This window comes from Akkermansia sp. NBRC 115031 (assembly GCF_030268505.1).
Taxonomy (GTDB): domain Bacteria; phylum Verrucomicrobiota; class Verrucomicrobiia; order Verrucomicrobiales; family Akkermansiaceae; genus Akkermansia; species Akkermansia massiliensis.
The window spans coordinates 495,184-520,077 of the sequence record NZ_BSQU01000002.1; the positions used below are offsets into that span (position 1 = coordinate 495,184).

Below are 24,894 nucleotides of genomic sequence, written 5' to 3' on the forward strand. Positions count from 1 at the left end.
TTTGAATCACGGATGCCTGGAAGGAATGATGGAGGGAGCCTAAACCAGTTTCAGCCTGGCAAGGTCCTGAAGGTCGACGATGCCCACGGGAGTCATTTCCGCGTTGAGCACCACCAGGTCGTCAATGTGGCGGTTGCTGACGGCCTTCACCGCCTCGGCGGCCAGGTCGTCTTCCATCACATAGATGGGGTTGCGGGTCATGAGGCCGCTGACGGGCTGCTCCCCAATGAGGGGATTGGCTCCGTACGCCCGGACGAAGTCTCCGTGGGTGAAGATGCCGGCCAGCTTGTTGTCCGCCGTCAGCAGGATGCAGGCGCCGGTGTGGGCGGTGGTCATCGCCTTCAGGCAGTCGTTCACGGAGGCGGTTTCCGGAAGGATGGCCATTTCCTCCCCCCGGCGCATGATGTCGCTCACCTTGGTGAGCAGCGCGCGGCCCAGGGAGCCGCCGGGGTGGCGTTTGGCGAAGTCCCGCGCGGTGAAGTGGCGCGCTTCCACCAGGGCCATGGCAAGGGCGTCCCCCATGACGAGCATGGCCGTGGTGCTGGAGGTGGGGGCCAGGTTCAGCGGGCAGGCTTCCCGGGAAACGCCCGTGTCCAGCACGATGTCCGAGTATTTGGCCAGGGAGGAGGCCGTATTGCCCGTCATGGAAATGATGGGCAATTCAAAGCGTTTGATGAAAGGGAGCAGGGCCAGCAGTTCCGAGGTTTCACCGGAGAAGGACATCGCGATGCAGACATCGCCGTCCTGGACGATGCCCAGGTCCCCGTGCAGGGCGTTCAGGGAATCCAGCAGGACGGTGGGCGTTCCGGTGGAGTTCAGGGTGGCGACGATTTTGGCTCCGATGTTGCCGGATTTGCCTACGCCTACGATGACGATCTTGTTGCCGCGGTCCAGGGCCTGGGACATGAGTTCCACAGCCTGGTTGAAATTGTCATCCAGCCGGGACAGGACGCCGCGCAGCTCTTCAATCTCCATTTCAAAAACGGATTTGGCGCGTGTTAAATGATTCATATCTGGCGGGAATGATGCCAGATGCCCCCATGGCCGTCAATTTTTCATTGCGGCTCCGCGGTCCCCGTTTTTCCGGCACCTGCACGCGGGATTGGCTGCCAGCGGAATGGTGGTGAAGCGCATGCGCCGCGTGTCTGCGGAGAGCATGGCTCCCACCAGCGGAGAGGGGATGCCGGCCAGGTATTTCAGGGCTTCCATGGCCTGGATGCAGCCGATGATGCCCGCATGCGCGCCCAGGATGCCGGCGGCGGAGGCGGTGTCTTTCTCCTGCATGGGCGTGTCTGCCGGGAAGAGGCAGCGGTAGCACGCGGTGCCCTGGTGGGGGGCGAAGACGGCCACTTGGCCGATGAAGCCTTTCACGGCTCCGTGCACCAGCGGCAGGCGCAGGGCGCAAGCGGCGTCCGCCATGGCGAAGCGCGCCGCGTAGTTGTCCGAGGCGTCCAGGACCAGGTCGCACCCTTCCAGCAGGGAAACGGCGTTGTCCGGAGTGAGCCGCCTGTGGACCGTGTTGATGTGGACGGAAGGGTTCAGGGCGTACAGGCGCCTGGCGGCGCTGGCGGTCTTGGCCGTTCCCGCCGCATCCGTGGCATGCAGGATCTGCCGCTGGAGGTTGGAAAGGCAGACCTCGTCCGGGTCGATCAGGGTCAGCCGCCCCACGCCCGCGGCGGCAAGATAAAGGGCCGCGGGGGAGCCAAGCCCCCCGAGGCCCGTCAGGGCGACGTGCGCCCGTTTGAGTTTTTGCTGGCCCTGTTCGCCCAGTTCCGGAAGGGAAAGATGCCTTGCGTACCGTTCGGTTTCTTCCTGGGTGAGGGTCATTGCTGTCGTCGGGATTAACGGCGGGCGGAGTTGCCGCTGAAGGCGTACAGGAGCAGCGTCCATCCGGAGAAGATCAGTTCCACTGCGATCAGGGTGCCGATGAACCAGGCCGTGGATTCAGGCCAGCCGAAGATGACCATGAGGCCCAGGATCAGCGTGATGATCACGTTGAAGAGCCGCCAGCCGCTGGCGGGCAGGGAACGGGTCTGGAGCCAGATGGCCCCCTGGAAGACGGCGGCGATGACCAGGCCCCACCCGATGATGAGCGTGGTGATGGCCAGGGAAATATTGGGGTCCCGGAACAGGAACCAGCCGGCGATGCCGTACAGGATGGCCGTCACCAGGTTCCACCAGCGGGAGGACGGGACGGTGAAGACCTGGACCAGCCGGACGACGGCCAGGATCATCAGCATGATGCCGATCACCCAGATGAAGCTGGCCCCGACAATCCAGGGAGAGGCCAGGGCGATGAAGCCAAGAAATAGCTCGATGACGCCAAGGATACCCATCCACCATGAGTTGCCGGATACCGCGGAGCTGCTGACTTGAGGTTGAGTTGTCATATGGCGGTATGACCGGACCCGCGGCGGAAACGTTGAAGAATGACGATTTTATTTGCCGGCGGATGCCTGCGGCGGAGTGTTCTTCGGGTCCATGGTCTTCAGCAGCTCCGGAGTGACGTTGATCAGAACGGGGCCGCTTTTGGGGTGCGCCTGGGGGGGGACGAAGTAGGAAAAGGCCCTGGCGGGCAGTTGTCCCGGGATTTCCGGCATGATGTAAACCTCCACGAGAACGGCGCCCTTTTTGCCGTTAGGGCTGTCGGAAAAGTTCAGCGTGAGGGAGTTGGTTCCGTCCCTCAGCCCGCCGGAAATGATTTCCGCCAGGCGCGTGTTGTCGAATTCATGCGGGGAAATGTTGTTTACGTTCGCCTTGACGGTGCGGCCGGGGCAGTCCACCAGAATTTTTGCGATGTATTTGGGCGGCGGGCAGACAGGCGGCACGGCGGGAATTTTTCCAAGGGGCTGGAAGCCGTCCTGCTCCATCAGGACGGTGGCGTCGCCGCGCTTGAGGCGTTCCTTGACGGCGGGCAGGCGGGTGAGGTTGAAGAAGCGCGCCTGGTCGTATTTCCATTTGCCGTTTTCGTGGGTGAACAGCAGGACCAGGGCGTTGGAGTCCGTCGGTTCCTGGCCCAGCCCCAGGTCCACCTTGCCGTAGTAGGTGGCCGCGGCCGTGGGACCGTCCACCACGGAGCCCACGTACATCAGCGGGGCGAGCGCGGGCGGAGCCATGGGCTGCCGGAACAGGGAGGCGGGAAAGGGGCGTTTTTCAGAGACGGCCAGGTTGCGCACTTTCACCTGGCGGTAGGCGGAGGTGGTGGCTCTCCAGCCGTCATAGTTGCCGCGCAGCAGGTGCAGGCGCCATGTGTTGTAGGCTACGTCCAGATCGTCCCTCAGTTTGGCGTCTCCGGGCCGGGGGGCGGCGGAGGCGGGGGCGAGAAGAGCTGCGGCGCAGCAGGCCATGGTGAGAATGGAGCGGAAAGTCATTACACGATTATTTAGACATCAAACTTGCGCGGAGTGCAACACAATTGCATCATGAAGCCGTTCTTATGGAATTGTTCACGGAAGCCGATCATCTGGCGGAAGCCCGGTACAGGAAACTGTTGCGGGAACAGCCCGGCTTTGTGTGGAGGCGGTTTTCAGACGGTGAGGAGCTGATGGCCTACGTCTTTTTTCCTCCTGGCCATCGAGAGGGCGCTTCCGCGCCCTCCGTGCTGTTTTTTCACGGCGGCATGTGGGTGGGAAAGAGCCTGGGGGATTTTGTGCCATGGGCGCTTCACCTTGCCCAGCAGGGAATTGTGGGGATTATTCCCATGTTCCGTACGCGCGGCGCTTATGAGGTGGAGCCGATGGATATTCTGGAAGAGGGCCGGGAAGCCTGGGCCTGGGTGTATGAAAACGCCGCCCTGCTGGGTCTGGACCCGGCCCGCATTACCGTAGCGGGGAGCGATGCGGGAGGACTGATGGCCCTGCATGTGGCCCTCCCCGACCATCCCGCGCGCTGGTCCCTGTTCCGCAGGAAGGCTCCCCTTCCGCCCGGTCCTGCCGCCGTGGCCCTGTTCCGCGGCGTGTGCGATCTGGCGGCGCAGTCCGCCTTTAAACTGGGAGGCATGATGCCCCCTGACCAGCGGGATGCCGTCAATCCCCTGCGGCGCGTGCAGAAAGGGCTGCCTCCCCTGTTCGCGAGCCATGGCGGAAGAGACAGGCTGCTGCCGTGGCGCAATAGCGAGCGGCTGGCGGAGCTGTGGCGGAAAAAGAAAAACCGCTCCAGATTTGAGCTTCTGGACGTGGCGGACCACACGTTTTACCATTTCAATGTAAATGCCGCCTATTTTGAGCAATTGCTCAACAGTTGGAGTTCCTTCATGGTGGAGCAGGGCATTTGGGAATATAACGAGGGAATGGACGCCGGATTGCTGGGCTGACCGGAGAATACCGCCCGTGAAATACACGGCGGCAAGGGTGGAGCTTTCCTGTCAGCGGCCGCCCAGCATGTTTTCCCGGATTTCCTGCATGTCCCGGCGGAAGGCGGGCTGCGTCTGCGGGGTAGGCGGCTGGATATCCCATTCCTTCATCTTTTTGCGGACCTTGAGGAATGCCTCCTGCTCGCTGGCGCCGTATTTCTTGCAGACGGTGGAGAGGGTCAGTTCCGGTCCCGTGAAGCGGCCCTTGAGGAAGAAAGGCAGGTCGTGCTGCCAGGCGCGCCGGAAGTCCTCCGGGCATCCGTCCGTCCTGATGGGGGCGAACAGTTCCCTGACCTGGCTTTCCCGGATGCCCGCGGTGTTCATGCAGATGGCGGTTTCCATGTAGGCCAGCGTGAATTCCAGCATGACCCGTTCAATGGATTGCCTGGCCCGGGCCAGTTGGTCCGGGGTAAGGCCCATGACCTGGGCGCGCAGGGCGGCCAGGGCTTCCAGGATGGCCTTGGGGTCGCCGCAGGTGCGCGGATCCATGCGGGGGATTTGTTCATCCTCGTCGTAAAGGGGAATGGGCGGATGCACCCGGGAATTGATCTTGAACAGTTTGCCCTGGAGCCGTTCCCGGAGGTCCTTCAGGCTGACGCCGTACTTGCGCAGGACGGGTGCCGCGTAATTGCGCCCCGGCTTGTTCGTCTGCCGCAGCCATGCTTCCTGAAAATCAGAGGGGCATTGCTGAAGGCCCGCCGCCAGCATGGCGTTCCGGAAGTCCTCCGCCTTGGGCGTTTTATTGGCATAGGCGTGGGTCCATTCCATTTCCAGCATCCAGATGGCGGTGAGGCCCAGGAATTGTTCAATCGCCTGTTTGGCCTCCGCGGGTTCCGGTGCGGGAAGTCCCGCCGGAGCGGCGGCGGAGGACGGGATGTGCCAGCAGAACGGGAACAGCAGGGCGAAAGCCAGGAACGGGCGCAGCAGATGCATGGGGGGAAGGAAAGAGGGTTGGGAAGGGACGGCAGCGCTCATTCGGCTGTCACGGTAACGTCCAGCGGGCGGTCGGAAACGGGGAATTGCAATTCATAAAAACCGTTGCCCAGGTTCTTGACGGGAACGTTCCCTGCCTTCACGGGGCTTTTCCCGCGCCAGACGACGACCGGGCCGGATTCCTTCACGCGGAAGCGGAGGCTGTCCGCCCCGTATTCCGGAGCGGCGGCCAGGGCGCAGGGAGAGAGGAATTTGTCCCCCCTGCCGATGACGGCCCAGCCCCGGACGATGGGCGCCATGATGAACAGGCGGTCCTTGAAGCCCGTTAGCTTCACGTCCAGGTCCGGCTGTGCCGGGGTCAGCGCGCAGCCTCCCTCTGCGGAATAGGCGGCGATTCCCTCCGCCGGAATGGAGGCATAGGCTTCCGCCGCGTTGCCGTTCAGCAGGGCCGCCGCGTTTTTATAATCCCCCAGGGAAATTTTCCCCTGCACCGGTTCCGCCGGGGAGGGGTGTTTGAGGTTGTACAGCACCACGGCGGCGCTTTGGCCGGGCAGCGGGGCGATCACCCGGTACAGGCGGTTCTCGTTCAGCGCATCCAGAAAGACGGAATCCGGCAGGGGGACGGCAGGGGCCAGCGGCCGCAGCAGAAGGCCGTCGGACCAGACCAGGGGCATGATGTTTTCCGGATTGAGCTTGTCAGCCGGGTCTGAAAGGTAGACGGGGCCCCCGGATACGGCCTTGGAAACGGCCATGAGGCGCGCGCTGGTGGGGTCCGTGGAATGGAACATGTCATGGTCCGGCCACGCGGTCTGCCCCAGCCAGAGCGTATTGGCGTAGGACTGGAGGATGTGGGACTTGCCCATGGCTTCATCCCCCAGCTTGTAGTCAATGCTGCACCGGGTGATAGCGCTGTAGCGGGTATTCTGGATGTTGACGGTGCCCTGCGCCATACAATTCATCAGGCTGAGGCCCGTCTTCCGGCATGCCTGTTCCAAGGCTTCCGAACACTTGGTGTTGTGGTGGACCGGGTTGTCCAGGCCGTCCGCATGCTTCAGGTATTCCGCCTGCACGTCGATCTTCACGAAGTCGAACCCGGCGTCCTTGACGGATTGGAGAAAAGGGTTGTAAAACGCCCCGGCTCCTCCGGGGCCGTCACCGGGGAGGATTTTCCCCTTGGTAGTGCTGACCAGCCCGCGGGCCGTCTGGGCGTCCAGCCGGTGCTTGGGGTGGATGCCGTTCCAGAGGCCGTAATAGCAGTTCCACAGGCCCATCCATTTCAACTTGGAGCTTTTGTGCTTCATCAGGGGCTGCCAGCCCTGCGGGAATTTGTCCTGGCGGGTCTGGAAGCTGATCAACTTAAGCCCTTCCTGGATCTGGAACCCGTCGTCCACCAGCATCCACCGGACGGGGATGGGGGAGGCCTCCAGTTGGCTGGCCGTTTCTTCAAGCAGCTTGGAGGAGATGTTCTTTTTATACTGCTCCCAACTGCACCATCCGAGGTACTTGAAGGGTTCCGGATAAATCTTCTTTTCCCGGGGAAAGGTTCTGCCCTTGATGAAGGGGAGGGAAAGGGCCTTGTTCCAGGCGGCGGAGCAGGCGCGGTAAATATCCTTGTCCACGGCGGTGACGGCCAGGACGGGCTGCGGTTTGGCGGTGGAAGTTCCCAGCGTGCCGGATTCCACAAGGAATTTGCCGTCTCCGTCAAGCTTCAGCCACGTGAGGGAATCAGGGGTGGCGACGGGCAGCACGGCCATGAAATTGCCGTCCTTGAGGTGGAACAGCGCAAACATGGCGTGGTCCCCCGGTTTGGCGGTGCTGGGGTTCGGCTTGCTGTCCAGCAGGTTGCCGGGAGCCGTCCGGCCGAACCAGGGCAGCACCCGGTTGCCGTCTCCGGGCCAGCGGCCGCGGTCCGCCGCGAACCAGCAGAAGGACTGGTAGGGAGGTACCTGAAGGGAACGCGCGTTTTTTCCCGGCAGCGGGGGAATGGTGGATATCCGGGTTTGGGCGGCGGCAGTCCAGATGCTCAGGGCCGCCAGGACAAGAGCCGGGAACGTGAATGCTTTCATGGGAATCATCATTAGGTTAAGGAAGGTGGCAGATGGACTGGCAGAAGGGCAGGAAGGTGCGCTTCCCTGCTTTTCGGAAAAAAGCCGTTGCGCCATGATGGCAAAGCATTTTCCGGAGACGAGCAAAAAATGATGTTTCCGCCTTATTTTGCTTCTTTTTCCATGTGGAAAACGGATTGCTAATCCGGCGTCAAGCTCTGATTTTAAGGGAAAGGTGCTTATGTTGCCCGGTCGTTTTATAATGGGAGTCTGTTTCTCCGGAGAAAAGGCTTCCTCCGTTGCGTTGCCGGTACGTGGAGAGCCGCGAGCCTTTGCGGGTGTGGAAATACATATATTCCGTCAGAATATGCTGAATTTCAGGAAAGAGAAATCATTGCTGCACAGGTTGGCGTCCGGATGCCGAGGGGCTTGCGGCGCACCATGCGGCATTGGAACTATTCCGTAACGGATTAGCAATCCGATATTAGAAAAAGCAGGGTTCCAAGCCTTGGCTTCTGACCGCAGAACGCTCCCGGGAGCGGATTTGTGCAGCAGTCCGGCGATAGGTGCGGATCCATTCATATCCATATTTAACTTTTGATTTTATGAAGAAAACCTTATTCACTGCTTCCTGCGTCCTGGTTGCCTTGTCCGGCCTAGGCGCAGCGGCCACCTATCAGTGGACGGGAAACGGGGACGGATCCTCCTGGACGGACGCGGACAACTGGACGGAGGCCGGCGTGCCTCCTACTACTCTCGGCGCGGGAAACAGCATCATCATCAACAGTGACGCCTCCATCTCCACCGCCGGCGCGGGGAGCCTGAATTACAGGAATGTCGACCAGTTTGTTCTGAAAGGCACAGGTACTCTCAGCAACAATACGGGAGGGGCCTTGGTTTTAGGGAACGTGGACATGGACAAATCTTTTTCCCTGAACTCAGGCAATACGCAGCTCTGGGGCAACTTGACTATTGATTCCAGCATCAATTCAGGAGCGCTGGGAGGCGGGCTGTCCACGGGGTATGTTTGGGATTTCGGATTAAACGGACGTCTTGCGACGACCAGCCTCTGGATCAATGCGAGCGGGGGAACCATCCAGGCCGCCATTGATCCGTACACGACCACCGGAACCGTCGGGACTGCGGTGCGAGAACTTTTAGGTCAGAACGCTTCCTCCTCCTCGGGCGGCAACGGCTTTGATACGGTTGACTATGTGGTCAGGGACGCTGACGGGAATATCCTGACCCGTGCGGACGGTCCGCTGGAAGCTACGGAAGAAAATGTGGGCAAGTATTGGATCACCACCAATGGGGGGGCCTGGGCCAACGTGAAGATTCATTACATCACCGGAGCGGCTCCCGTTCCGGAACCTGCTGCGGCAGGCCTTTCCGCCGCCGGTCTTCTGCTGGCCCTGCTGCGCCGCCGCCGGATGCGTTGAGCCGGGCGTTGCTGTCCGGACTGGTTTTCGGAAGCGCCTCTCCTGCACGGGAGGGGCGTTTTTGTTTATCCGGTCATGGCCACCGTTTTTAGCGGCTGTCCGGTTCTCTCCGGATGGGAATATTCATGACGGGGTGTCTTCCGGAGAGAGCCGGCCTCATGGCCAGGATTTTCATCCACGCCGTCACTTGGCCGGGCTTTTGGCGAAGGATACGCGGCGCCTGTAAAAAAAGAGCAGAACCAGCCATTGCAGCAGGAGAAGGGAAACGGCGAGCAATACGGGCTGGAAAGGCGGGAAGAAGTCCGCCGCGCCGCTGAAGATGCGCTGGTTGAGTTCATGCACGTTGAGCAGGGCGTGGATGAGGTAGGCGGCCAGGGCGTTGACGCCGATGACGCGGAGGGGAAAGGCCCATTTGGCCCATTTTCCGCCGTTCCATGCGTCGACGGCCAGATGGAACAGGGACAGGAGCATCAGGGAGATTCCGGCAGCGGCCAGAACGAAGGTGCCGGTCCACATGCTTTTAATGATGGGATAGGCGCCGTCCAGCATTCGGGCGGTGGAAAAGAGGAGGATTCCCGCTCCCATCATCGCCATGCAGAGGCGAACGGAAGGCAGGCGGCTTTCCTTCAAAAATTTTCCCGCCAGCCATCCGCCCATGCACAGGGCGGAAGCGGAGGCGATGCAGAGGGGGCCTTCCGGATCAAAGACGCCTCCGTGCAGACGGCCGGGAAGCCAGTGCATGTCCACCCAGGAGTTGACGGAGCCGTCCGGCGTGAAGCTGCCGCAGGTGAATTGAAGCAGGGCGATGAGGCCCAGAAGGCCTCCCGCCGCAGCGGCAATCGCTCCCGTGCGGCGGCACAGCAGGATGCACGTGCCTGCGATGGCGCAGGAAAAGCCGATCAGGCCCAGAACGGAGGCGTAACGCATATCCTCCGTCCAGGTAAGCGTTCCGTTGACCAGGAGGCCCAGGAAGGCCAGAACGAAGGCCCGTTTCCAAAGGTGGAGAAGCCCGGGGGCCGCAGAGGAGTTTCCGCCGGTGTATTTCGCCAGGGAGAAGGACATGGAAACGCCAGAGATGAACACGAAGACGGGGAACACCAGGTCATACAGGTGCAATCCTGCCCAATGGGCATGCGACATCTGGCGCGCGGCTTCCCGGAGGAAGGCGTTTTCCGGATTTCTGGAGGCCAGGAGCAGGACCAGGGCGTCCAGCCCCAGGATGATGAGCATGTCCAGCCCGCGCAGGGCATCCAGGGAGTGCAGCCGGGGGGAACGGGCGGGAACGGAAGAGGAGGCGGTCATGGCGGCGGGGAGGAAGAACGGGAACAGGTACGGACGGAAAAGGGCGTCTTTATCAGGATTCCTCCAAACATGCCGGAACAGAGGGGAATCGTGCTTGATTTCCACGGGGGAAGAGGGTAAAGCAGGCCGCATGCCGCGCTCCCCTCTCGCCTTTCTCCTTTTCCTGTGTGTCTCCCTGCTGCTGGCTGCCTGTTCCTCCACGCCCAAGACTCCGCATGGCAAGCCGTTGATGAAGGACGGCAGGTACTCTTCTTCCTATGACGCTTTTGTAGCGGACCCCCAGTACCGCTTCACGCGCGACATCTGGTACCATGACGAGCGCATCCGGCAGGCGCAGACGCGGAACAGCAAAATCGTGATTCATTTGAAGGACCAGCGCGGCGTGCTGTGGGTCAACGGCCAACCGGCCATGAACTTTCCCGTGTGCACCGGCAGATCCACCCATGAGACGCCCCGCGGCAAATTCTCCATCATTCAGAAGGATGCGGACTACCGCTCCCGGTCCTATGGCAGCGTGTTTGATGCAAGCGGCCTGTGCGTGAATTCGGACGCCACCTCTTCTTCCCGCGTGCCGTCCGGCGGCAAATTCATCGGCGCCAAGATGCCGCTGTGGATGCGCATTCACGGCGGGATAGGGCTGCATGTGGGCACGGTGTTCCGGGACGCCAATTCCCACGGGTGCATCCGGGTGCCTGTGGAGGCATGCCGCATTTTGTTTGACAAATGCGGCATGGGAACAACCGTAGTAGTTCAGGAATAAGCGCGAGCGTGAATAATCGTTGATTCCTTACGGTGCATCTGTCACACTCCTGCAAGCTGATGAAAATGAAGGTTCTGATACGTTCCCTGGTATTGCTGGCCGGGTTGGCCGCCTGGACGGCGGATACGGCCTGGGGCCAGTCCTCGTCACGCCATTCGTCTTCCCGCGGGGGAACGCCCGTGCGCCAGGCTGCGGCGCAGCAGCGCGGAGAGGATGACGCCGTGGAAACGGTTGACCTGGGGGATAAGAAGAGGGAATCCGGCACGGCGTCCGGTGAACGGGAAGGCGTGGCTGACGCCCCGGAAATGCCCAAGGAAACGGAGAAGGAGCAGAACGGCCTGGATTCCCTGTCCCTGATTCCCTCCCTCAAGGGGGGAAGGATGGATGCGGCGCGGGAAGCGCACACCAGCACGCGGCCTTCCGCCAGAACCATGGCCCTGCTGATTCCGGCTCCGCGCGGCCCCATTCTGGACCGCAACGGAGAGCCTCTGGCCGTGACCTCCGTGGCCTACCAACTGGCCCTGCGTTTTGAAATTTTTGAAAATCCCGATCGTTCCCGCGTGGTGGACTTCGGGCGCAACTGCCTGGAACAGGCCAAGAAAATTGCCGGAAAGGCGTGGTCCTTTTCCGATGACCAGCTCTGGAAGCACTATGAGCACCGCCGCTGGCTGCCTCTTCCCCTCACCAACGTCATCCGCGCGGAGGAAGCGGAAAAACTGAGGGACAAGGTGAAGGGGGTGCGCGGCCTCCAGTTGCTGCCCATCTACATCCGTTCCTATCCGGAAAAGGAAATCGCCGGACATATCATCGGCTATGTGGGTTCCAAGGGAAAACTGCCTACCGGCCCCATCAACCATATGGACCCGCTGTGGGAACAGGTGGAAGGCCGCGCGGGACTGGAAAAGGAATTCAACAAGGACCTGACCGGGACGCCCGGCGTATGGCGCCTGATGTTTGACGAGGACGGCAACAAGATTCTGGATGAACTTCAGATACGCCCCAAGCCCGGCGGCGCCATCGTCACCACCCTGAACCTGAAATGGCAGCGGGATGCGGAGCGCATCCTTTCCCGCGGCAAGAGGCGCGGCGCCATGGTGGTGCTGGACTGCGTAACGGGTGAAGTGCTGGTAATGGCCTCCACGCCGTCCTATGACCCGAACATGTTCATTCCGAACATATCCCAGAAGGATTACGATGCCCTGCGCAACGACCCCGCCGGACCGCTGGGCGCGCGCGCCTTTCAGGGGCGCTACCCCCCCGCCTCCACCTTCAAGGTGCTGACGGTGGCCAGCGCCCTGAAAAACAACAAGATCACGGAAAATACGCAGATCTACTGCCCGGCATCCATCACGATCGGCAACCACGTTTTCAACAACTGGAGCAAGACGCCCCTGGGGGACATCAACTGCATCCGCGCCCTGGCGATGTCCAACAACCCGTTCATGTACCAGATGGGGCTCAAGCTGGGAGCGGAAGCCCTGATGGATACGGCCCGCGCCTTCGGACTTGGCGAGCGCACCGGGCTGCCCATTCCGGACGATCCCGGCCTGGTGCCCACCAGCGACTACATGATCCGCAACTACAAGCGGGATTTCATGTCCGGAGACGCCGCCAACCTTTCCATCGGCCAGGGAACGCTGCTGGTCACGCCCCTCCAGGTGGCGCACATGATGTCCGGCGTGGCGAACGGCTACCTGCCCAGGCTCCAGCTCATCAAGCAGATTCAGGACGGCAACGCCAATGTCATTTACGCTCCCAAGCCCCAGGAGGTCCAGCGCCCCCTGCCTGCCTATGAACGTGCCCTGGCCAGCGTGCGCAAGGGCATGAGGGAGGTGATTGAAGGCGGCACGGGCGGCCGCGCCCGCCTGTCCTATTCCAGCATCGCCGGCAAATCCGGCACGGCCCAGTGGGGACCGGAACGGGAAGACAAGCGCCTGGCGTGGTTCGCCGGCTTCATGCCCTGTGACAATCCCCGCTTCGCCTATGTGGTGCTGTATGAAGGCCGCGCCCACGAACGGCTGGGCGGGGGCGCCGCCGCTGCCCCCATCGTGAAGGAATTCTTTGAGACGGAGAAGAAGGACATCAAGGCCATCATTGACCCGCCCAAGGACGACATCCCGGTAGCGGAACCGGTGGAGGAAACCCCGGAAACGGCTGCCGCCGCCCTTCGCGAACGCGGGGGATCGCCTGCCGTAGTGCCGGACAATCTGCCGCCCGGCCTGTATGATCCGGAAGGAATGGAGCCCATCAAGGTTCATGAAATCCCTGCCGATCTGGACGACTCTTCCGATGCGGAAATCAAGGCGACCCCGGTGGGCGGTTCCTCCGGGCATGCCAGGCCGTCCGCGCCTTCCTTGTCGGAGGAGCCTTCCGCCGCACCCCTCACGCCCCGACGCGGAGATTCCGACTACATTCCCGGCCTTCCCCATCAGATTCCCCGCCATCTCAACCATTCCTCTCCCGTAAGAGCTCCCGCGCCGCAGGCCCCCCTTCCGGAGGATGACATTCCCATGGCGGAACCTCTTTAGACCGGCTTTTAAGGAAGGCGGAATCGTCCGGCAATGCTTTTCAGGGCGTTCGCCGTAACAAGGTCATGCATGGCCTTTGGCCCGTTAATGCTTTTCATTGTGCTTGCGTCATTGCGTGGAAGCGCCTATATAATGCGGATGGTGCGCGTCGATGAGACTGTTGCCGTAAGGAGCGGCGCTTTTGTTGGATGGCATCATGACCCCCACGTTTAAAGATAATGAAAACGCATTATTTCTACTCCATACCCTGTTTTGCGCTGACCTGCGCTCTTGCCGCCTGCTCTGACGACAATAAATCATCTTCCGCCAAGGCCGGACAGGATGCCGCCGGCTTAACCCCGGCTTCTTCGCTTGATCCCTCCGCCCCCGTTGCTTCCGATCTGGTGGCGAAGCGTGCGGAACGGCTCGGAATCGCCGCCCTCTTTCCCATGGACATGGGTATTGTAGCCGGTGTTTACGACGTCCCCGGCATGATCAGGAGCGTTCAGAATCTGAACATGGTCAAAACCTGGGGTTCCTGCTCCGCTGGGGAAGACGCTGATGAATCCATAGCCATTCCGGGAGAGGATGCACCCAAGCCCGTCCGGAAAAAGTGCTCCGTCAACACCCCCGTCATTGACGCGATGATTGGCTTCGGCCCCGAATGGGCTCCGTGGATGGATAGCGCGCAGCCCGCTTTTACCGGCATGGGATTGCACCAAATGAAGGGAATTCTGTCCGGTTATAAGCTTTACCAGGATTTAATCAATGGTAACAAGAAAGCTAGTGACGCAGAAGTGGAAGTAATGGGCAACAGATATACTGAAATGCTCATTAAGTGGATTGATTTGGTGGATATGCGCCCCTCTCAGGCCGCGACGGCTCCCGTAATGGTAGCCGCCAAATTGACGCCGGAAGCCCTTGCCCAGGCCAAGGCTACCCTGAAGGACGCCAATCTCCCGGAAGACATGGAACTGCACGGCATTGTTTCCCTGTATGACAAGACCTACAACGGCCTGGCTTGCAAGGTAGCGGAAGTGGACTGCAAGAAACTGCGGGCGAAGCTGGAAGAAAGGCTGGAAGAGGCTAAAGCCCAGATAACCGTCTCCCAGGAAAATCTGGACCGTCTCAAGGCGGCTCTCAAGCGTCTGGACGAATCCAAGCTGTATGTGGCCGTCGCTTTCGTGGATGATACCCTGGTGGGCTTTATAACCACCAATCCTGAAAAGCAGGTCCGCCTGGCGGCTTCTCCCCAGGATTCTGTTCTGGCGCGTCCGGATTTCTCCATGGCTGACGCCCAGCTCCAGTATCCCGCCTATGGCCTGATATTTGCGGACAAGGCTTGCGCCAAGGGCCTTATTAACCTGGACATCGCCTACTACAAGGGCATGTTCTCCGGGTTGAAGGACCTGATGCAGACGGTAGGCGCCGACTGGAAGATTGCCGATCTGGCTCCTTCCATGGCCGCGCTTGATTCCATGAAGGGCAGCCTACTTGGGCTGTATGAAAAGGTGGCGCAGAATGCCACGCCCGTTTCCTACTACGCGTGGCAGGACCAGGGGGTGCATGTGGAAGCCTGCACGTATCCGCTTGAATTCTACCTCCTGGACGCTCCCTCCTCCATGAACTCCGTCCGTCCCGGGGCGGATACGGTGCTGTATTCTTCCTTCCGCATCAATCCGCAGATTGTTGACATGGGCTGCTCCCTGTATGAGAATGTTGCCCAGATCGTATGGGATTACGGCAATGCGTATATTTCCAACCCGAAGCATGACGTAAGCGACCAGATCCGCATGGTTGCCCCCATGCTCCAGATGGCCCGGCCCACCATTGAAGAACTTTGGAAGGCGTACAAGACCGCACTTTCCGGCCTTACGGATTCCGGCGTGTTCATCATGGACATGCAGGGCGCTCCCAGTCCCACGCTCAAGAATGTTCCGGCCCCGCGCTTCTCCGCGGCTTATGAAGTGAAGAACCGTGCCGCCTTGGGCGAAGCGTGGCAGAAAGTGTCTGACGCCGCCAAGACCATCGTTACCCTGGCCAGCCAGGGCAAGATGACGGAATTGCCCTCCCCCAAATCCTCCGTGGAAGGGGATGTCACCACCTACGATTACGAGTGCCCGCTGGGCGCCGACCTGAATCCGGTGGTGAGCGTTTCCGACACCCGCTGGGCCATCAGCATGCCGAAGGCCTTCGGCATGGAAATCATCAAGGAATCCATGAAGGCCCCGGGGCAGGTGGCTCCGCTGGAATTCCAGCTTAACCTCGTCCCGGTCCGTGACGCCCTGAAGAGCGCGGCGGAAGGCAACAAGGATATCCGGAAGGCCGTGGAAACCCTGGACGTGATCACCTCCGACGTCACGGGCGTGCATGCTACGGGGCGCAAGGCCGCGGACGGCAGGGACGTGTACCACATCCACGTTATTTCCGCTGCCAAATAACAGGGGTTTCCCATTGGATTTACAGGCTTCCGGGAAGAAATTTCCGGAAGCTTTTTTGTTGATGGCGGAAGCTTCTTGTTCCTGCCGTTCTGGAAGTTATCTCCGGAAAAATTTTTTAATGCCCGGAAGAAAAAACGGAGTTTTGCAACGGCAAGCCTGCCGCTGCCTTAAGATTATATACAAATGTATATAATTTGTGTGCGTGCCAAGTTTTGGGCTTGCCAAGGGGGAGGGGAGAGTACACAATCAAAACCGTCAAATAAAGGGAATGGCTTCCCTTTTCCCGTATTTACAGGAGTTGGCGCGATAATGGTGAAAGATAGACGATGAGCAGATTTTTCCAGTTCCTGTGGTTGGCGGCGTTGGCGGTGCCCGGCATGATGGGCGGCAGCGCGTGTGCGGCGGAGGAAGGAGCGGAGCACGGACTGGAGCAGGCCGCCCCCCACTTGTTCTCCATTCCGCTTCCAGGCGGCATTGAACTGCCGGTGTCCAACTCCATGCTGATGCTCTTTCTGGCGGTTCTGCTGATAGGGGTGGTCGTATGGTTCGCCACCCGCGCCATGCGCATTCTGCCGTCCCGGTTCCAGAATGCGGTGGAATACTTCTTTGAGACTCTGTACAACTTTGTGGAATCCCTGCTGGGGCCGCGACTGACGCGCAAGTACTTCTGGTACTTCGGAACCATCTTCACCATCATCCTGGTCAGCAACTACATGGGGCTTCTCCCCGGAGTAGGGACCATCACCTATAACGGAGTGCCGCTGTTCCGCGGCGCGAATGCGGACATGAACGTGACGATGTTCCTGGGCATCTTTTATGCGCTGATGTGGCTTTACTGGTCCATCCGGGAACAGGGCCTGAAAGGCTTCTTCATCCACTTGTTCGGGCCCAAGGGAAGACTGCCCGGCTTCATGGGATTCGTGCTGGTGCTCATCTTTATCTTCGTGGGGCTGGTGGACGTCCTGAGCATTACGATCCGTCCTATTGCGCTGGCGGCCCGTCTTTACGGCAACATTTACGCCGGGGAAACGATCATTGACACCATGGCTCACATGTTCGGACCCGTCCTCAGCGCCCTGTGCGTACTCCCGTTTCTGGCGATTGAGCTGCTGGTGGGCTTCATCCAGGCTCTGGTCTTCCTCCTCCTGACGGCGATTTTCCTCAAACTGCAAGTGGGGGGCGGGGATGCCCACGGCCATGCCGCCAAGGATGAGGGAAAAGAACCATCCGTGCCGGACAGCCTGCCGTCCGGAAAGGCCTCATAAGCCGCACCGCCAACTTTCCGTTCCGGACCATGGGCAACCTGTGGGGGAACGTTCAACAAAAAACATAAACCATACCAATAACATGATTGATCCTACCGCAATGACCTCCCTGGCCGAACTGTCCGGCAACGTGGGCTTCGGCCTCGTCACCATCGGCGCCGGCCTCGGCATCGGCCTCATCGGCGCGAAAGCCGCGGAAGCCACCGGGCGCAACCCGGGAGCCTCCTCCCCCATCATGGTGATTGCCATTACGCTGGCCGCCCTGATTGAAGGCGTGGCCCTCATCTCCATCTTTGTGAAATAACCCGGAGGCCCCGTTCCCGGAGGGAGCTTCTTCCGCTCCGGGGCGGCGCAGCCGTTCCTGCCGGTCCGGAAAACTTCCGGCATGTTTCAACCCGTTCATTTTATGCTGAATCTCATAGCCGACCAGTCCTGGAATCCCTTTGCGCCCTTCGGGGTGACAAGCTGGGAACCCTTTGTTGCCAACCTGATCGCCTTCATCCTGATGGTGGTGATCCTGCGCTACCTGGCGTTCAAGCCCATCCAGAACGTTCTGGAAAAAAGGCGCCAGCGCATTGAGGAGGGAGAGGAAATGCGTGAGGAAAGCGAGCGCCAGCTGGCTTCCGTGAAGGAACAGACGCATGAAATGCTGGTGGAAGCGGGCGAAAAGGGACAGGAAAAGATAGACGCCGCCAAGGCCGCCGCCTCCCGCCTGCTGGAGGAACAGGAAACCGTGGCCTCCCAAAAGGCGGAGGAAATAGTCAGAAAGGCCCGGCAGCTTGCGGAACTGGAACAGCAGAAGGAACGCGAAGCGCTGAAAGAACAATTCGGCCAGCTGGTGGCCCTGGCTGCCGCGCAGGTCACCGGAAAAATGCTGACGGAAGAAGACCAGCGGAGAATCAACCGGGAAGCGATCGACAGCCTGGATTCCTGATACGCTTTATGAAGATCGGAAAGGACACGCTCAATGCCGCCCGCAGGCTGTTCCGGCTCTGCATGGACGGGAATACCGTGGCGGAGGACCGCGTGCGCCTGATCGCCCGGAAAATTGCGGAACGCAAACCCCGTAACTATGTCGCTCTGCTGACGGCCTTTTCCCGCATGGTGGAATACGCCGTGAAAAGCCGTACGGCCACCATTCAAAGCGCCGTACCGCTGACAGAGGAGGAACGCTCCCAAATTCAAGCCAAGCTGACGGCCAAATATGGCGACGGCCTCTACTACCACTGGGAGGTGGCGCCGGACCTGCTGGGGGGCATCCGCATCCAGGTGGGGGACGACGTGAAAGACGGTTCCGTACGCTCCAGAATCGACCGTCTGGCCGAGATGGCCCGCAATCTTTCTAATTAACCAACGAAACTTTTTTCCATGAGCAACATACTTCAAGAACTCGAAGCAGAAATTAAAAAAGCCACGGCTTCCGTCAGCCAGGAAAACGTGGGCATTATTCGTTCCGTGGGGGACGGCGTCGCCAAAATCGAAGGGCTGAGCGGCGTGATGCTCAATGAAATGATTGAGTTCCCCGGGGGCGTGATGGGCCTGGCGATGAACCTGGAAGAACATGAGGTGGGCGCCGTGATTCTGGGGGATGATTCCAATTTGAAGGAAGGGGACCTGGTCAAATGCTCCGGACGCCTTCTTTCCGTGCCCGTGGGGCGGTCCCTGCTGGGCCGCGTGGTGAACACGCTGGGAGAGCCGATTGACGGCAAGGGGCCGATTGAGGCGGAAGCGTATTATCCTGTGGAAAAAATCGCCTCCGGCATTATCTCCCGCCAGTCCGTCACTGTTCCCGTGCAGACGGGCATTCTGCCCATTGACGCCATGATTCCCATCGGCCGCGGCCAGCGCGAGCTTATCATTGGGGACCGCGCCACCGGGAAAACCGCCATTGCCATGGATACCATGATCGCCCAGGCGGACCAGAACCGCCTGGCGGAGGAAGGCAAGCTGCCGGACCACCAGCCCCTTTACAACATCTACGTGGCTATCGGCCAGAAGCGCGCCAACATCAGCCGCCTCGTGGCAAAGCTGGAAGAAACGGGCGCCATGAAATACTCCATCGTGGTGGCGGCCTCCGCCTCCGACCCTGCCGCCATGCTGTACCTGGCCCCGTATGCCGGCTGCGCGATGGGCGAATACTTCATGGACAAGGGGGAGGACGCTCTCATCGTCTACGACGACCTCTCCAAGCATGCCGTGGCCTACCGCCAGATTTCCCTGATTCTGCGCCGCCCCTCCGGTCGCGAGGCGTATCCGGGGGACGTATTCTACCTGCACAGCCGCCTGCTGGAACGCGCCGCGCGCATCAACAAGGAACACGGCGGCGGTTCCCTGACGGCCCTCCCCATCATTGAAACGCAGGCCGGGGACGTTTCCGCCTACATCCCCACAAACGTCATTTCCATCACGGACGGCCAGATATTCCTGGAAACGGACCTGTTCTACCAGGGGGTGCGCCCCGCCATCAACGTGGGCATTTCCGTCTCCCGGGTGGGTTCCTCCGCCCAGACGAAAATCATCAAAAAGCTGGCCGGCTCCATCAAGCTGGACTTGGCCCAATTCACGGAATTGCAGGCCTTCGCCCAATTCGGTTCCGACCTGGACCCCAGCACGAAGGCCAAGCTGGCCCGCGGCCAGCGCATCGTGGAACTCTTCAAGCAGAACCAGTATGAGCCCAAATCCCTGGGGCTGGAGGCCGCGGATCTGTACGCCATGCAGAAGGGATACTTTGACGATGTTCCGGTGGACAGGATCAAGGAATGCCAGAACGCGTGGGAAGCCACCATGAAGGACCAGCATCCGGACCTGCTGGAAAGCATCCTGAGGGAAAAGGATCTGACGCCGGAAATAGACGCAGGGCTTAAAGCCGCCATTGAATCCTTCAAGCTCAGTTGGAACTAACGATTACGGGAGCACTGAAACATGGGCAACCTGAGAGACATCAGACGCCGGATCAAATCCGTCAAAAACACGTCCCAGATCACCAGGGCGATGCAGATGGTGGCCTCCGCCAAGATGCGCCGCGCCCAGGACCAGGCCGTGAAGGGGCGCCCCTATGTCCGCGCCTTGGCGGAAGTGCTCTACCATCTTCAGGATGAAATAGACACCAGCAACAGCCCCCTGATGCAGACCCACGGCGGCGCGGACCTGGTGCTGCTGGTGAACACGGACCGCGGCCTCTGCGGCGGCCTGAATGCCAACCTCATCAAAATGACCCGGGAGCACGCTCCGGAAAACGCCCACTACATCACCATCGGCCGCAAGCTGAACGCCGCGCTGGCCAAATGGAATGAACGGCTGGAAGCCACCTGGAGCCTGACGGACCCGCTCTCCCTGCTGGAACTGAAGCCGGTGTTCGACTTCATTGTGCAGAAATTCAAGGCGGAGGAATACGGGCGCGTCTTCGTAGCCTTCTCCGGCTTTGTGAACACAATGGTCCAGAAGCCTATCTTCCGCCAGCTTCTCCCCATTGAACCGGAACCGTTGATGAAGATGGCGAAGGCCGGGGGCGCAGCCCTGGACGGAGAAGACGCCCATAAGCAATTCCTGCTGGAACCGAGCCCCGCCGCATTGCTGGATACCATCCTGCCTCTTTACGTCTTCCACGGGCTGGTCCAGATCGTGCTGGAAGCCCGTGCATCCGAGCACTCCGCCCGCATGGTCGCCATGAAGGGGGCCACGGAAAACGCCAAAAACATCATCGACGGCCTTACCCTGGATTACAACAAGGCGCGCCAGACGCAAATCACCAATGAACTGTTGGAAATCACCACGGCCATGCGCGCCATGGAATAACGTGGACTCCGCTTCTTTCACCCCTTTTTCAAACAAAACCCTCATCCCTTCCATTTCAACACCAAGTTTTTCTCATGATGAATAACACAGGCACTCTCGTTCAGATCATCGGCGCCGTGGTCGATGCGGATTTCTCCCAGGCTGAAACGCTTCCCGCCCTGCTCAATGCCCTGGAAGTGGACTATGAAGTCGACGGAAAGCGCAAGACCCTGGTGCTGGAAGTCCAGCAGCACATCGGCGACGGCTGGGTGCGCGCCGTGGCCATGAGTTCCACGGACGGCCTGCGCCGCGGCATGCCCGTGCGCGATACGGGGCACCCCATTGAGGTACCGGTGGGGCAGTGCGTTCTTGGCCGCATCTTCAATGTGCTGGGTGAAGCCGTGGACGAACGCGGCGCGCTCTCCTGCTCGGGCATGAAAAGCATTCACCGCAGCGCTCCGCCGCTGGACGAGCAATCCACCAGCACGGAAGTGCTGGAAACGGGCATCAAAGTAATCGACCTCATCTGCCCTTTCCTGAAAGGCGGCAAAATCGGCGCCTTCGGCGGCGCGGGGGTGGGCAAGACCGTGCTCATCATGGAACTCATCAACAACATTGCCAAGGCGCGCAGCGGCCTCTCCGTCTTTGCGGGGGTGGGGGAACGCACCCGTGAAGGGAACGACTTGTACAATGAAATGATAGAATCCGGCGTGATTAATCTGGAAAAGCCGGAGGAATCCAAGGTGGCCCTGGTGTACGGCCAGATGAACGAGCCTCCCGGCGCCCGTCTGCGCGTGGCCCTGTCCGCCCTGACGATGGCGGAATACTTCCGCGACGAGGAGCACAAGGACGTACTTCTCTTCATTGACAACATTTTCCGTTTCTCCCAGGCGGGGTCGGAAGTGTCTGCCCTGCTGGGTCGCACGCCGTCCGCCGTGGGCTACCAGCCAAACCTGGCGGAGGAAATGGCGGACCTTCAGGAACGCATCACCTCCACCAAGCACGGTTCCATCACCTCCATGCAGGCCGTGTACGTTCCTGCGGACGACCTGACGGACCCGGCTCCGGCCACCACCTTCGCCCACCTGGACTCCACGGTGGTGCTGGAACGCTCTTTGGCGGCCCAGGGGCTCTTCCCTGCGGTGGAGCCGCTGTCCTCCACCTCCAAGGCCCTGGCTCCGGAAATCGTGGGGAACGAGCATTACGAAGTGGCGCGCGGCGTGCAGATGGTGCTGCAGCGCTACAAGGACCTTCAGGACATGATTGCCATTCTGGGCATGGACGAGCTTTCGGAAGAAGACAAGCTCATCGTGAGCCGCGCCCGCAAAATCCAGCGCTTCCTCACCCAGCCGTTCCACGTGGCGGAAGTCTTCTCCAGCATTCCCGGCGCTTACGTGCCCGTCTCGGAAACCGTCCGCGGCTTCAAGGAAATCCTGGAAGGCAAGCTGGACATGGTTCCGGAAGACGCCTTCTTCATGCGCGGCGGCATAGATGACGTCCTCAAGGAAGCCAAATAACCCTTTTCCCGTCGTTCCAAACCATGAGCATGGAGTTCAAAGTCATTACCCCGGATGAAGTGGCGGTTGCCGCCACCGTGGAATACGTTTACCTGCCCGGCAGTCTTGGGGAGATGGGCGTGCTGGAACATCATACGGCCCTGATTACCTCCCTGGAACCGGGGGAACTCCGCTACAAGCCCATGGACGGCCCTGAGGAAAGCATGGTGGTGGGCACCGGCTTTGTGCAGGTTAATGACGACCACGTCCTGATGGTGACCGACCTCGCCCTCAACTCCTCCCAGATTGACGAAGGCAGCGTGGAACGGGCCATTCAGGAAGCGCAGGAAGTGTTGAAGGCCCGCTCGGAAATGTCCCGCGAGGAACAGGCCCGGTTTGAGGCGAACCTGACCAAGCAGATCATGATGCTCAACTTCAAGCGCAAACACAAATCCCCAGGCAGATGATGGCGGAAGACTGGAACGACACGTTTTACGACCTTTTCCGCGAGGCGGTGGGGCGTTACCATGAAGGCCACAGGAATGTGGACGGCTTCTTTACGGACCAGGAAATCATCTTCCTGTCCTCCATCGGCTGCCGCACGCGGGAACTGTTTGACTTTGTGGAACTCTATGCCCGCACGGGAGAACCTTCCCCCACCACGGTACTATTGATGGCCGCGGCGCGCAGGGACTTCTTCCTGACCATCCAGCACGGGCAGTTTTACCAAGGCAAGCCCGTCATCGGGTATGACCTGCCGGGCTTCGGGGATGAACTCAGCGGCCTTCCCTACCTTCCGCGCCTGATTGCCAAGGCGCGGGCCAAGCTGGCCGGCTCCATGGGGGATGACATCATCTACTGCTGTGAGAACGACCGCCGCTTCTTCCGGGAACACGGCAACATCCATCCCGCTGACTTCCTGCGAGTGGTCTGGGCCGCGGGAGACAGTGACCCCAAGGTGTACGACTACGTGCGCCAGTGCACGCTGAGCTCCACGGCCAAACCGGTCGATGGTGAATGATGTTTCTGCATCGTGACGGTGAGAGGAGGCTTGGTGAAGCAGAGCGTTTGTAGAACTGTCGTTCGGTTAGACGGTGCTTCCAGGGAAATCTTATAGGAGGAAAGAAAGTTCGCTGACCGGCGGTATCTAGCGTCCTGGATAGGGATGATCAGATGTCTTGTGCTTGATTGGGACTTTAAAGATGGTCGCTGGAAAAATCTGTATTGTCGCCTTGATTAACCAAGAGAATCAGAAGAAGTATTATGTATTTTATGAAATACCTATGTTGATAATATTATCGTGTATTTGAATACCATAACGTTCCCGGCGTGTTCACACTGGTAATTCTTGTTCTCATGGTAGTTGCAACCATTGAACCAACATCATTTCATTGCCATGAACAACACTTTCAACATCGGCGCCATGGACACCGTCTACCCCTTCATTCCCATGTACCCCAACGGACAGCCCCAGGGCAACTTCCTGGTCAACGGCCTCTCCGCTCCCGTCCTTATCCCCAAACGAACTGCTTCCTCCCCCACCCGCCACGAATGGTTCGGATACCTCAAGGTCATGGCTCCCGCCACCTGTTTTCTCCACCTTCACGCCCGCTCCTCCATTTCCCTTTCCATTCCCGCCAAGGATCTGGAACTCTCCACGGAGGCCGGATCTTCCGCTCCTCTCCGCCGCCAGATCCAGTTCGACCAGGGATACTATTGGTGCCACATTGTCCATCAATACCAGCCTTCCTTGGGGTCGGAAGAGGAGTTCTGCGTTGCCCTGATATGCGACAAGGAAGGCGAGCCCGACCTGGACTATTACCTTTCAAAGGAGACGATGCCTCCCGGCAAGCAAGGAGAGACGGTGCTGACGCTGGTCAACCTGTACCAGGAAGAGGAGGAAGGGGACTCGTCGAGCAGTTCGGCAGGGGGAGGAGATTCGTTTGAATTTGACCCCAGGTCAAGCAGCAGTTCCAGCTCCTCCTCGTCAAGCAGTTCTTCTTCCAGCAGCTCTTCGTCTTCATCCAGTTTCCAGCCGAGTTCTTCGGCTCCCGAGCCTCCGGATTCCTCCAGCAGCGCGCCGCCTTCTTCTTCCAGTTCGTCGTCCTCCAGCAGTTCGAGTTCTTCGTCCTCAAGTTCCTTGAGTAGCTCCAGCTCTTTCTCGTCAAGCAGTTCTTCCTGGTCCTCGTCAAGTTCATCGAGTTCTTCCAGCTCCAGTTCCTCTTCCAGCAGTAGTTCCAGTTCCCTCTCTTCTTCCTCCAGCGAGCCGGAGGAAGGAGGCTGTCCATGTCCCTGTTCCTGTGATTGCGACGAAGACGTCGAACAGTCCGATTGCAGCAAGAACACCTCCCATTTCTTCGGCGGTAACCCGGATGGAGCCGACGACTGCGAAGGATTGCTTGAAGTAGGAACCGGAGACTCAGGAGGGGCAGGAGGAAGTAATTCCCCCGTTCCCCGCACCCTTGCCGAACCTTCCTCCCCATGTCCCATCACCCTGCGCTACAAGCATCCCCTCGAATGGACCGCCTCCTGCAATCCCGAAACCGGACAGATCTCCGTCAAACGACCCACGGGCAGTTCC

21 protein-coding genes and 1 pseudogene are annotated in these 24,894 nt (G+C 60.1%); 15 read left to right on the forward strand and 7 right to left on the reverse strand.

The genetic code is table 11. From position 1 onward, the window contains the following. Nucleotides 1-39: 39 nt before the first annotated feature. From QSJ36_RS04785 to QSJ36_RS04800, 4 genes are read right to left on the reverse strand one after another with little or no spacing between them, the layout of a single operon-like run. Complete coding sequence (locus QSJ36_RS04785) at nucleotides 40-1,011, reverse strand: KpsF/GutQ family sugar-phosphate isomerase (RefSeq protein ID WP_022397558.1); 972 nt, start codon at nucleotides 1,009-1,011, stop codon at nucleotides 40-42. A 36-nt stretch (nucleotides 1,012-1,047) separates the two neighbouring features. Further along, on the reverse strand, nucleotides 1,048-1,827 hold the full coding sequence (locus tag QSJ36_RS04790; protein WP_022397557.1) for a HesA/MoeB/ThiF family protein: 780 nt from the start codon (nucleotides 1,825-1,827) through the stop codon (nucleotides 1,048-1,050). A 14-nt stretch (nucleotides 1,828-1,841) separates the two neighbouring features. After that, entirely contained in the window at nucleotides 1,842-2,390 is a 549-nt protein-coding gene (locus QSJ36_RS04795) for a DUF308 domain-containing protein (protein WP_102722689.1), read from the reverse strand. 48 nt (nucleotides 2,391-2,438) lie between these two features. Continuing rightward, nucleotides 2,439-3,371: a hypothetical protein gene (locus tag QSJ36_RS04800; protein ID WP_022397555.1), complete on the reverse strand. Its 933-nt coding sequence runs from the start codon at nucleotides 3,369-3,371 to the stop codon at nucleotides 2,439-2,441. A gap of 65 nt (nucleotides 3,372-3,436) precedes the next feature. Here QSJ36_RS04800 and QSJ36_RS04805 point away from each other — a divergent pair, with 65 nt between their 5' ends. Then, nucleotides 3,437-4,312: an alpha/beta hydrolase gene (locus tag QSJ36_RS04805; RefSeq protein ID WP_022397554.1), complete on the forward strand. Its 876-nt coding sequence runs from the start codon at nucleotides 3,437-3,439 to the stop codon at nucleotides 4,310-4,312. Between the two features lie 51 nt (nucleotides 4,313-4,363). On the opposite strand, the gene QSJ36_RS04810 is transcribed toward QSJ36_RS04805, so the two are convergent. Continuing rightward, nucleotides 4,364-5,284 (reverse strand): hypothetical protein, encoded by a 921-nt coding sequence (locus tag QSJ36_RS04810; RefSeq protein WP_285467335.1) that lies wholly within the window; start codon nucleotides 5,282-5,284, stop codon nucleotides 4,364-4,366. 38 nt (nucleotides 5,285-5,322) lie between these two features. Then, nucleotides 5,323-7,350: a Sip1-related alpha-galactosidase gene (locus QSJ36_RS04815; RefSeq protein WP_285467337.1), complete on the reverse strand. Its 2,028-nt coding sequence runs from the start codon at nucleotides 7,348-7,350 to the stop codon at nucleotides 5,323-5,325. Between the two features lie 584 nt (nucleotides 7,351-7,934). On the opposite strand from QSJ36_RS04815, the gene QSJ36_RS04820 reads away from it, so the two are divergent. Further along, complete coding sequence (locus tag QSJ36_RS04820; protein WP_022397551.1) at nucleotides 7,935-8,768, forward strand: PEP-CTERM sorting domain-containing protein; 834 nt, start codon at nucleotides 7,935-7,937, stop codon at nucleotides 8,766-8,768. Nucleotides 8,769-8,951: 183 nt separating this feature from the next. On the opposite strand, the gene QSJ36_RS04825 is transcribed toward QSJ36_RS04820, so the two are convergent. Further along, nucleotides 8,952-10,202: a DUF5009 domain-containing protein gene (locus tag QSJ36_RS04825; RefSeq protein ID WP_285467338.1), complete on the reverse strand. Its 1,251-nt coding sequence runs from the start codon at nucleotides 10,200-10,202 to the stop codon at nucleotides 8,952-8,954. Between QSJ36_RS04825 and QSJ36_RS04830 the strand changes: the two genes are divergently transcribed. From QSJ36_RS04830 to QSJ36_RS04890, 13 genes and pseudogenes are all read left to right on the forward strand, one after another. Then, entirely contained in the window at nucleotides 10,201-10,830 is a 630-nt protein-coding gene (locus tag QSJ36_RS04830; protein ID WP_022397549.1) for a L,D-transpeptidase, read from the forward strand. The genes QSJ36_RS04825 and QSJ36_RS04830 overlap by 2 nt on opposite strands. Nucleotides 10,831-10,862: 32 nt before the next feature. Then, nucleotides 10,863-13,358, forward strand: a complete 2,496-nt coding sequence (locus QSJ36_RS04835) for a penicillin-binding transpeptidase domain-containing protein (protein ID WP_285467339.1) — start codon at nucleotides 10,863-10,865, stop codon at nucleotides 13,356-13,358. A 218-nt stretch (nucleotides 13,359-13,576) separates the two neighbouring features. Continuing rightward, nucleotides 13,577-15,778 carry a hypothetical protein gene (locus QSJ36_RS04840; protein ID WP_285467340.1) on the forward strand — a complete coding sequence of 734 codons (2,202 nt, stop codon included), beginning with the start codon at nucleotides 13,577-13,579 and terminating at the stop codon, nucleotides 15,776-15,778. A 326-nt stretch (nucleotides 15,779-16,104) separates the two neighbouring features. Next, entirely contained in the window at nucleotides 16,105-17,043 is a 939-nt protein-coding gene (locus QSJ36_RS04845) for a F0F1 ATP synthase subunit A (RefSeq protein WP_285467341.1), read from the forward strand. Between the two features lie 82 nt (nucleotides 17,044-17,125). Beyond that, complete coding sequence (locus tag QSJ36_RS04850) at nucleotides 17,126-17,347, forward strand: h+transporting two-sector ATPase C subunit (RefSeq protein ID WP_022397545.1); 222 nt, start codon at nucleotides 17,126-17,128, stop codon at nucleotides 17,345-17,347. A 102-nt stretch (nucleotides 17,348-17,449) separates the two neighbouring features. Beyond that, on the forward strand, nucleotides 17,450-17,977 hold the full coding sequence (locus tag QSJ36_RS04855; protein ID WP_022397544.1) for an ATP synthase F0 subunit B: 528 nt from the start codon (nucleotides 17,450-17,452) through the stop codon (nucleotides 17,975-17,977). Between the two features lie 8 nt (nucleotides 17,978-17,985). Further along, entirely contained in the window at nucleotides 17,986-18,393 is a 408-nt protein-coding gene (locus QSJ36_RS04860; protein WP_102728746.1) for a F0F1 ATP synthase subunit delta, read from the forward strand. Nucleotides 18,394-18,411: 18 nt separating this feature from the next. Next, on the forward strand, nucleotides 18,412-19,944 hold the full coding sequence (atpA, locus tag QSJ36_RS04865) for a F0F1 ATP synthase subunit alpha (RefSeq protein ID WP_215443565.1): 1,533 nt from the start codon (nucleotides 18,412-18,414) through the stop codon (nucleotides 19,942-19,944). Between the two features lie 21 nt (nucleotides 19,945-19,965). Further along, nucleotides 19,966-20,838, forward strand: a complete 873-nt coding sequence (atpG, locus tag QSJ36_RS04870; RefSeq protein ID WP_253231954.1) for an ATP synthase F1 subunit gamma — start codon at nucleotides 19,966-19,968, stop codon at nucleotides 20,836-20,838. 77 nt (nucleotides 20,839-20,915) lie between these two features. Beyond that, nucleotides 20,916-22,334 carry a F0F1 ATP synthase subunit beta gene (gene atpD, locus QSJ36_RS04875; protein ID WP_102730141.1) on the forward strand — a complete coding sequence of 473 codons (1,419 nt, stop codon included), beginning with the start codon at nucleotides 20,916-20,918 and terminating at the stop codon, nucleotides 22,332-22,334. Between the two features lie 23 nt (nucleotides 22,335-22,357). Continuing rightward, a complete protein-coding gene (atpC, locus tag QSJ36_RS04880) occupies nucleotides 22,358-22,780 on the forward strand; it encodes an ATP synthase F1 subunit epsilon (RefSeq protein WP_022397539.1) in 423 nt (140 codons plus the stop codon). Next, entirely contained in the window at nucleotides 22,777-23,334 is a 558-nt protein-coding gene (locus QSJ36_RS04885; RefSeq protein ID WP_102722701.1) for a DUF5069 domain-containing protein, read from the forward strand. Before atpC ends, QSJ36_RS04885 begins: the two co-directional genes overlap by 4 nt. 375 nt (nucleotides 23,335-23,709) lie before the next feature. Further along, nucleotides 23,710-24,894 (forward strand): annotated as a pseudogene (locus tag QSJ36_RS04890) (hypothetical protein); the annotation flags it as partial.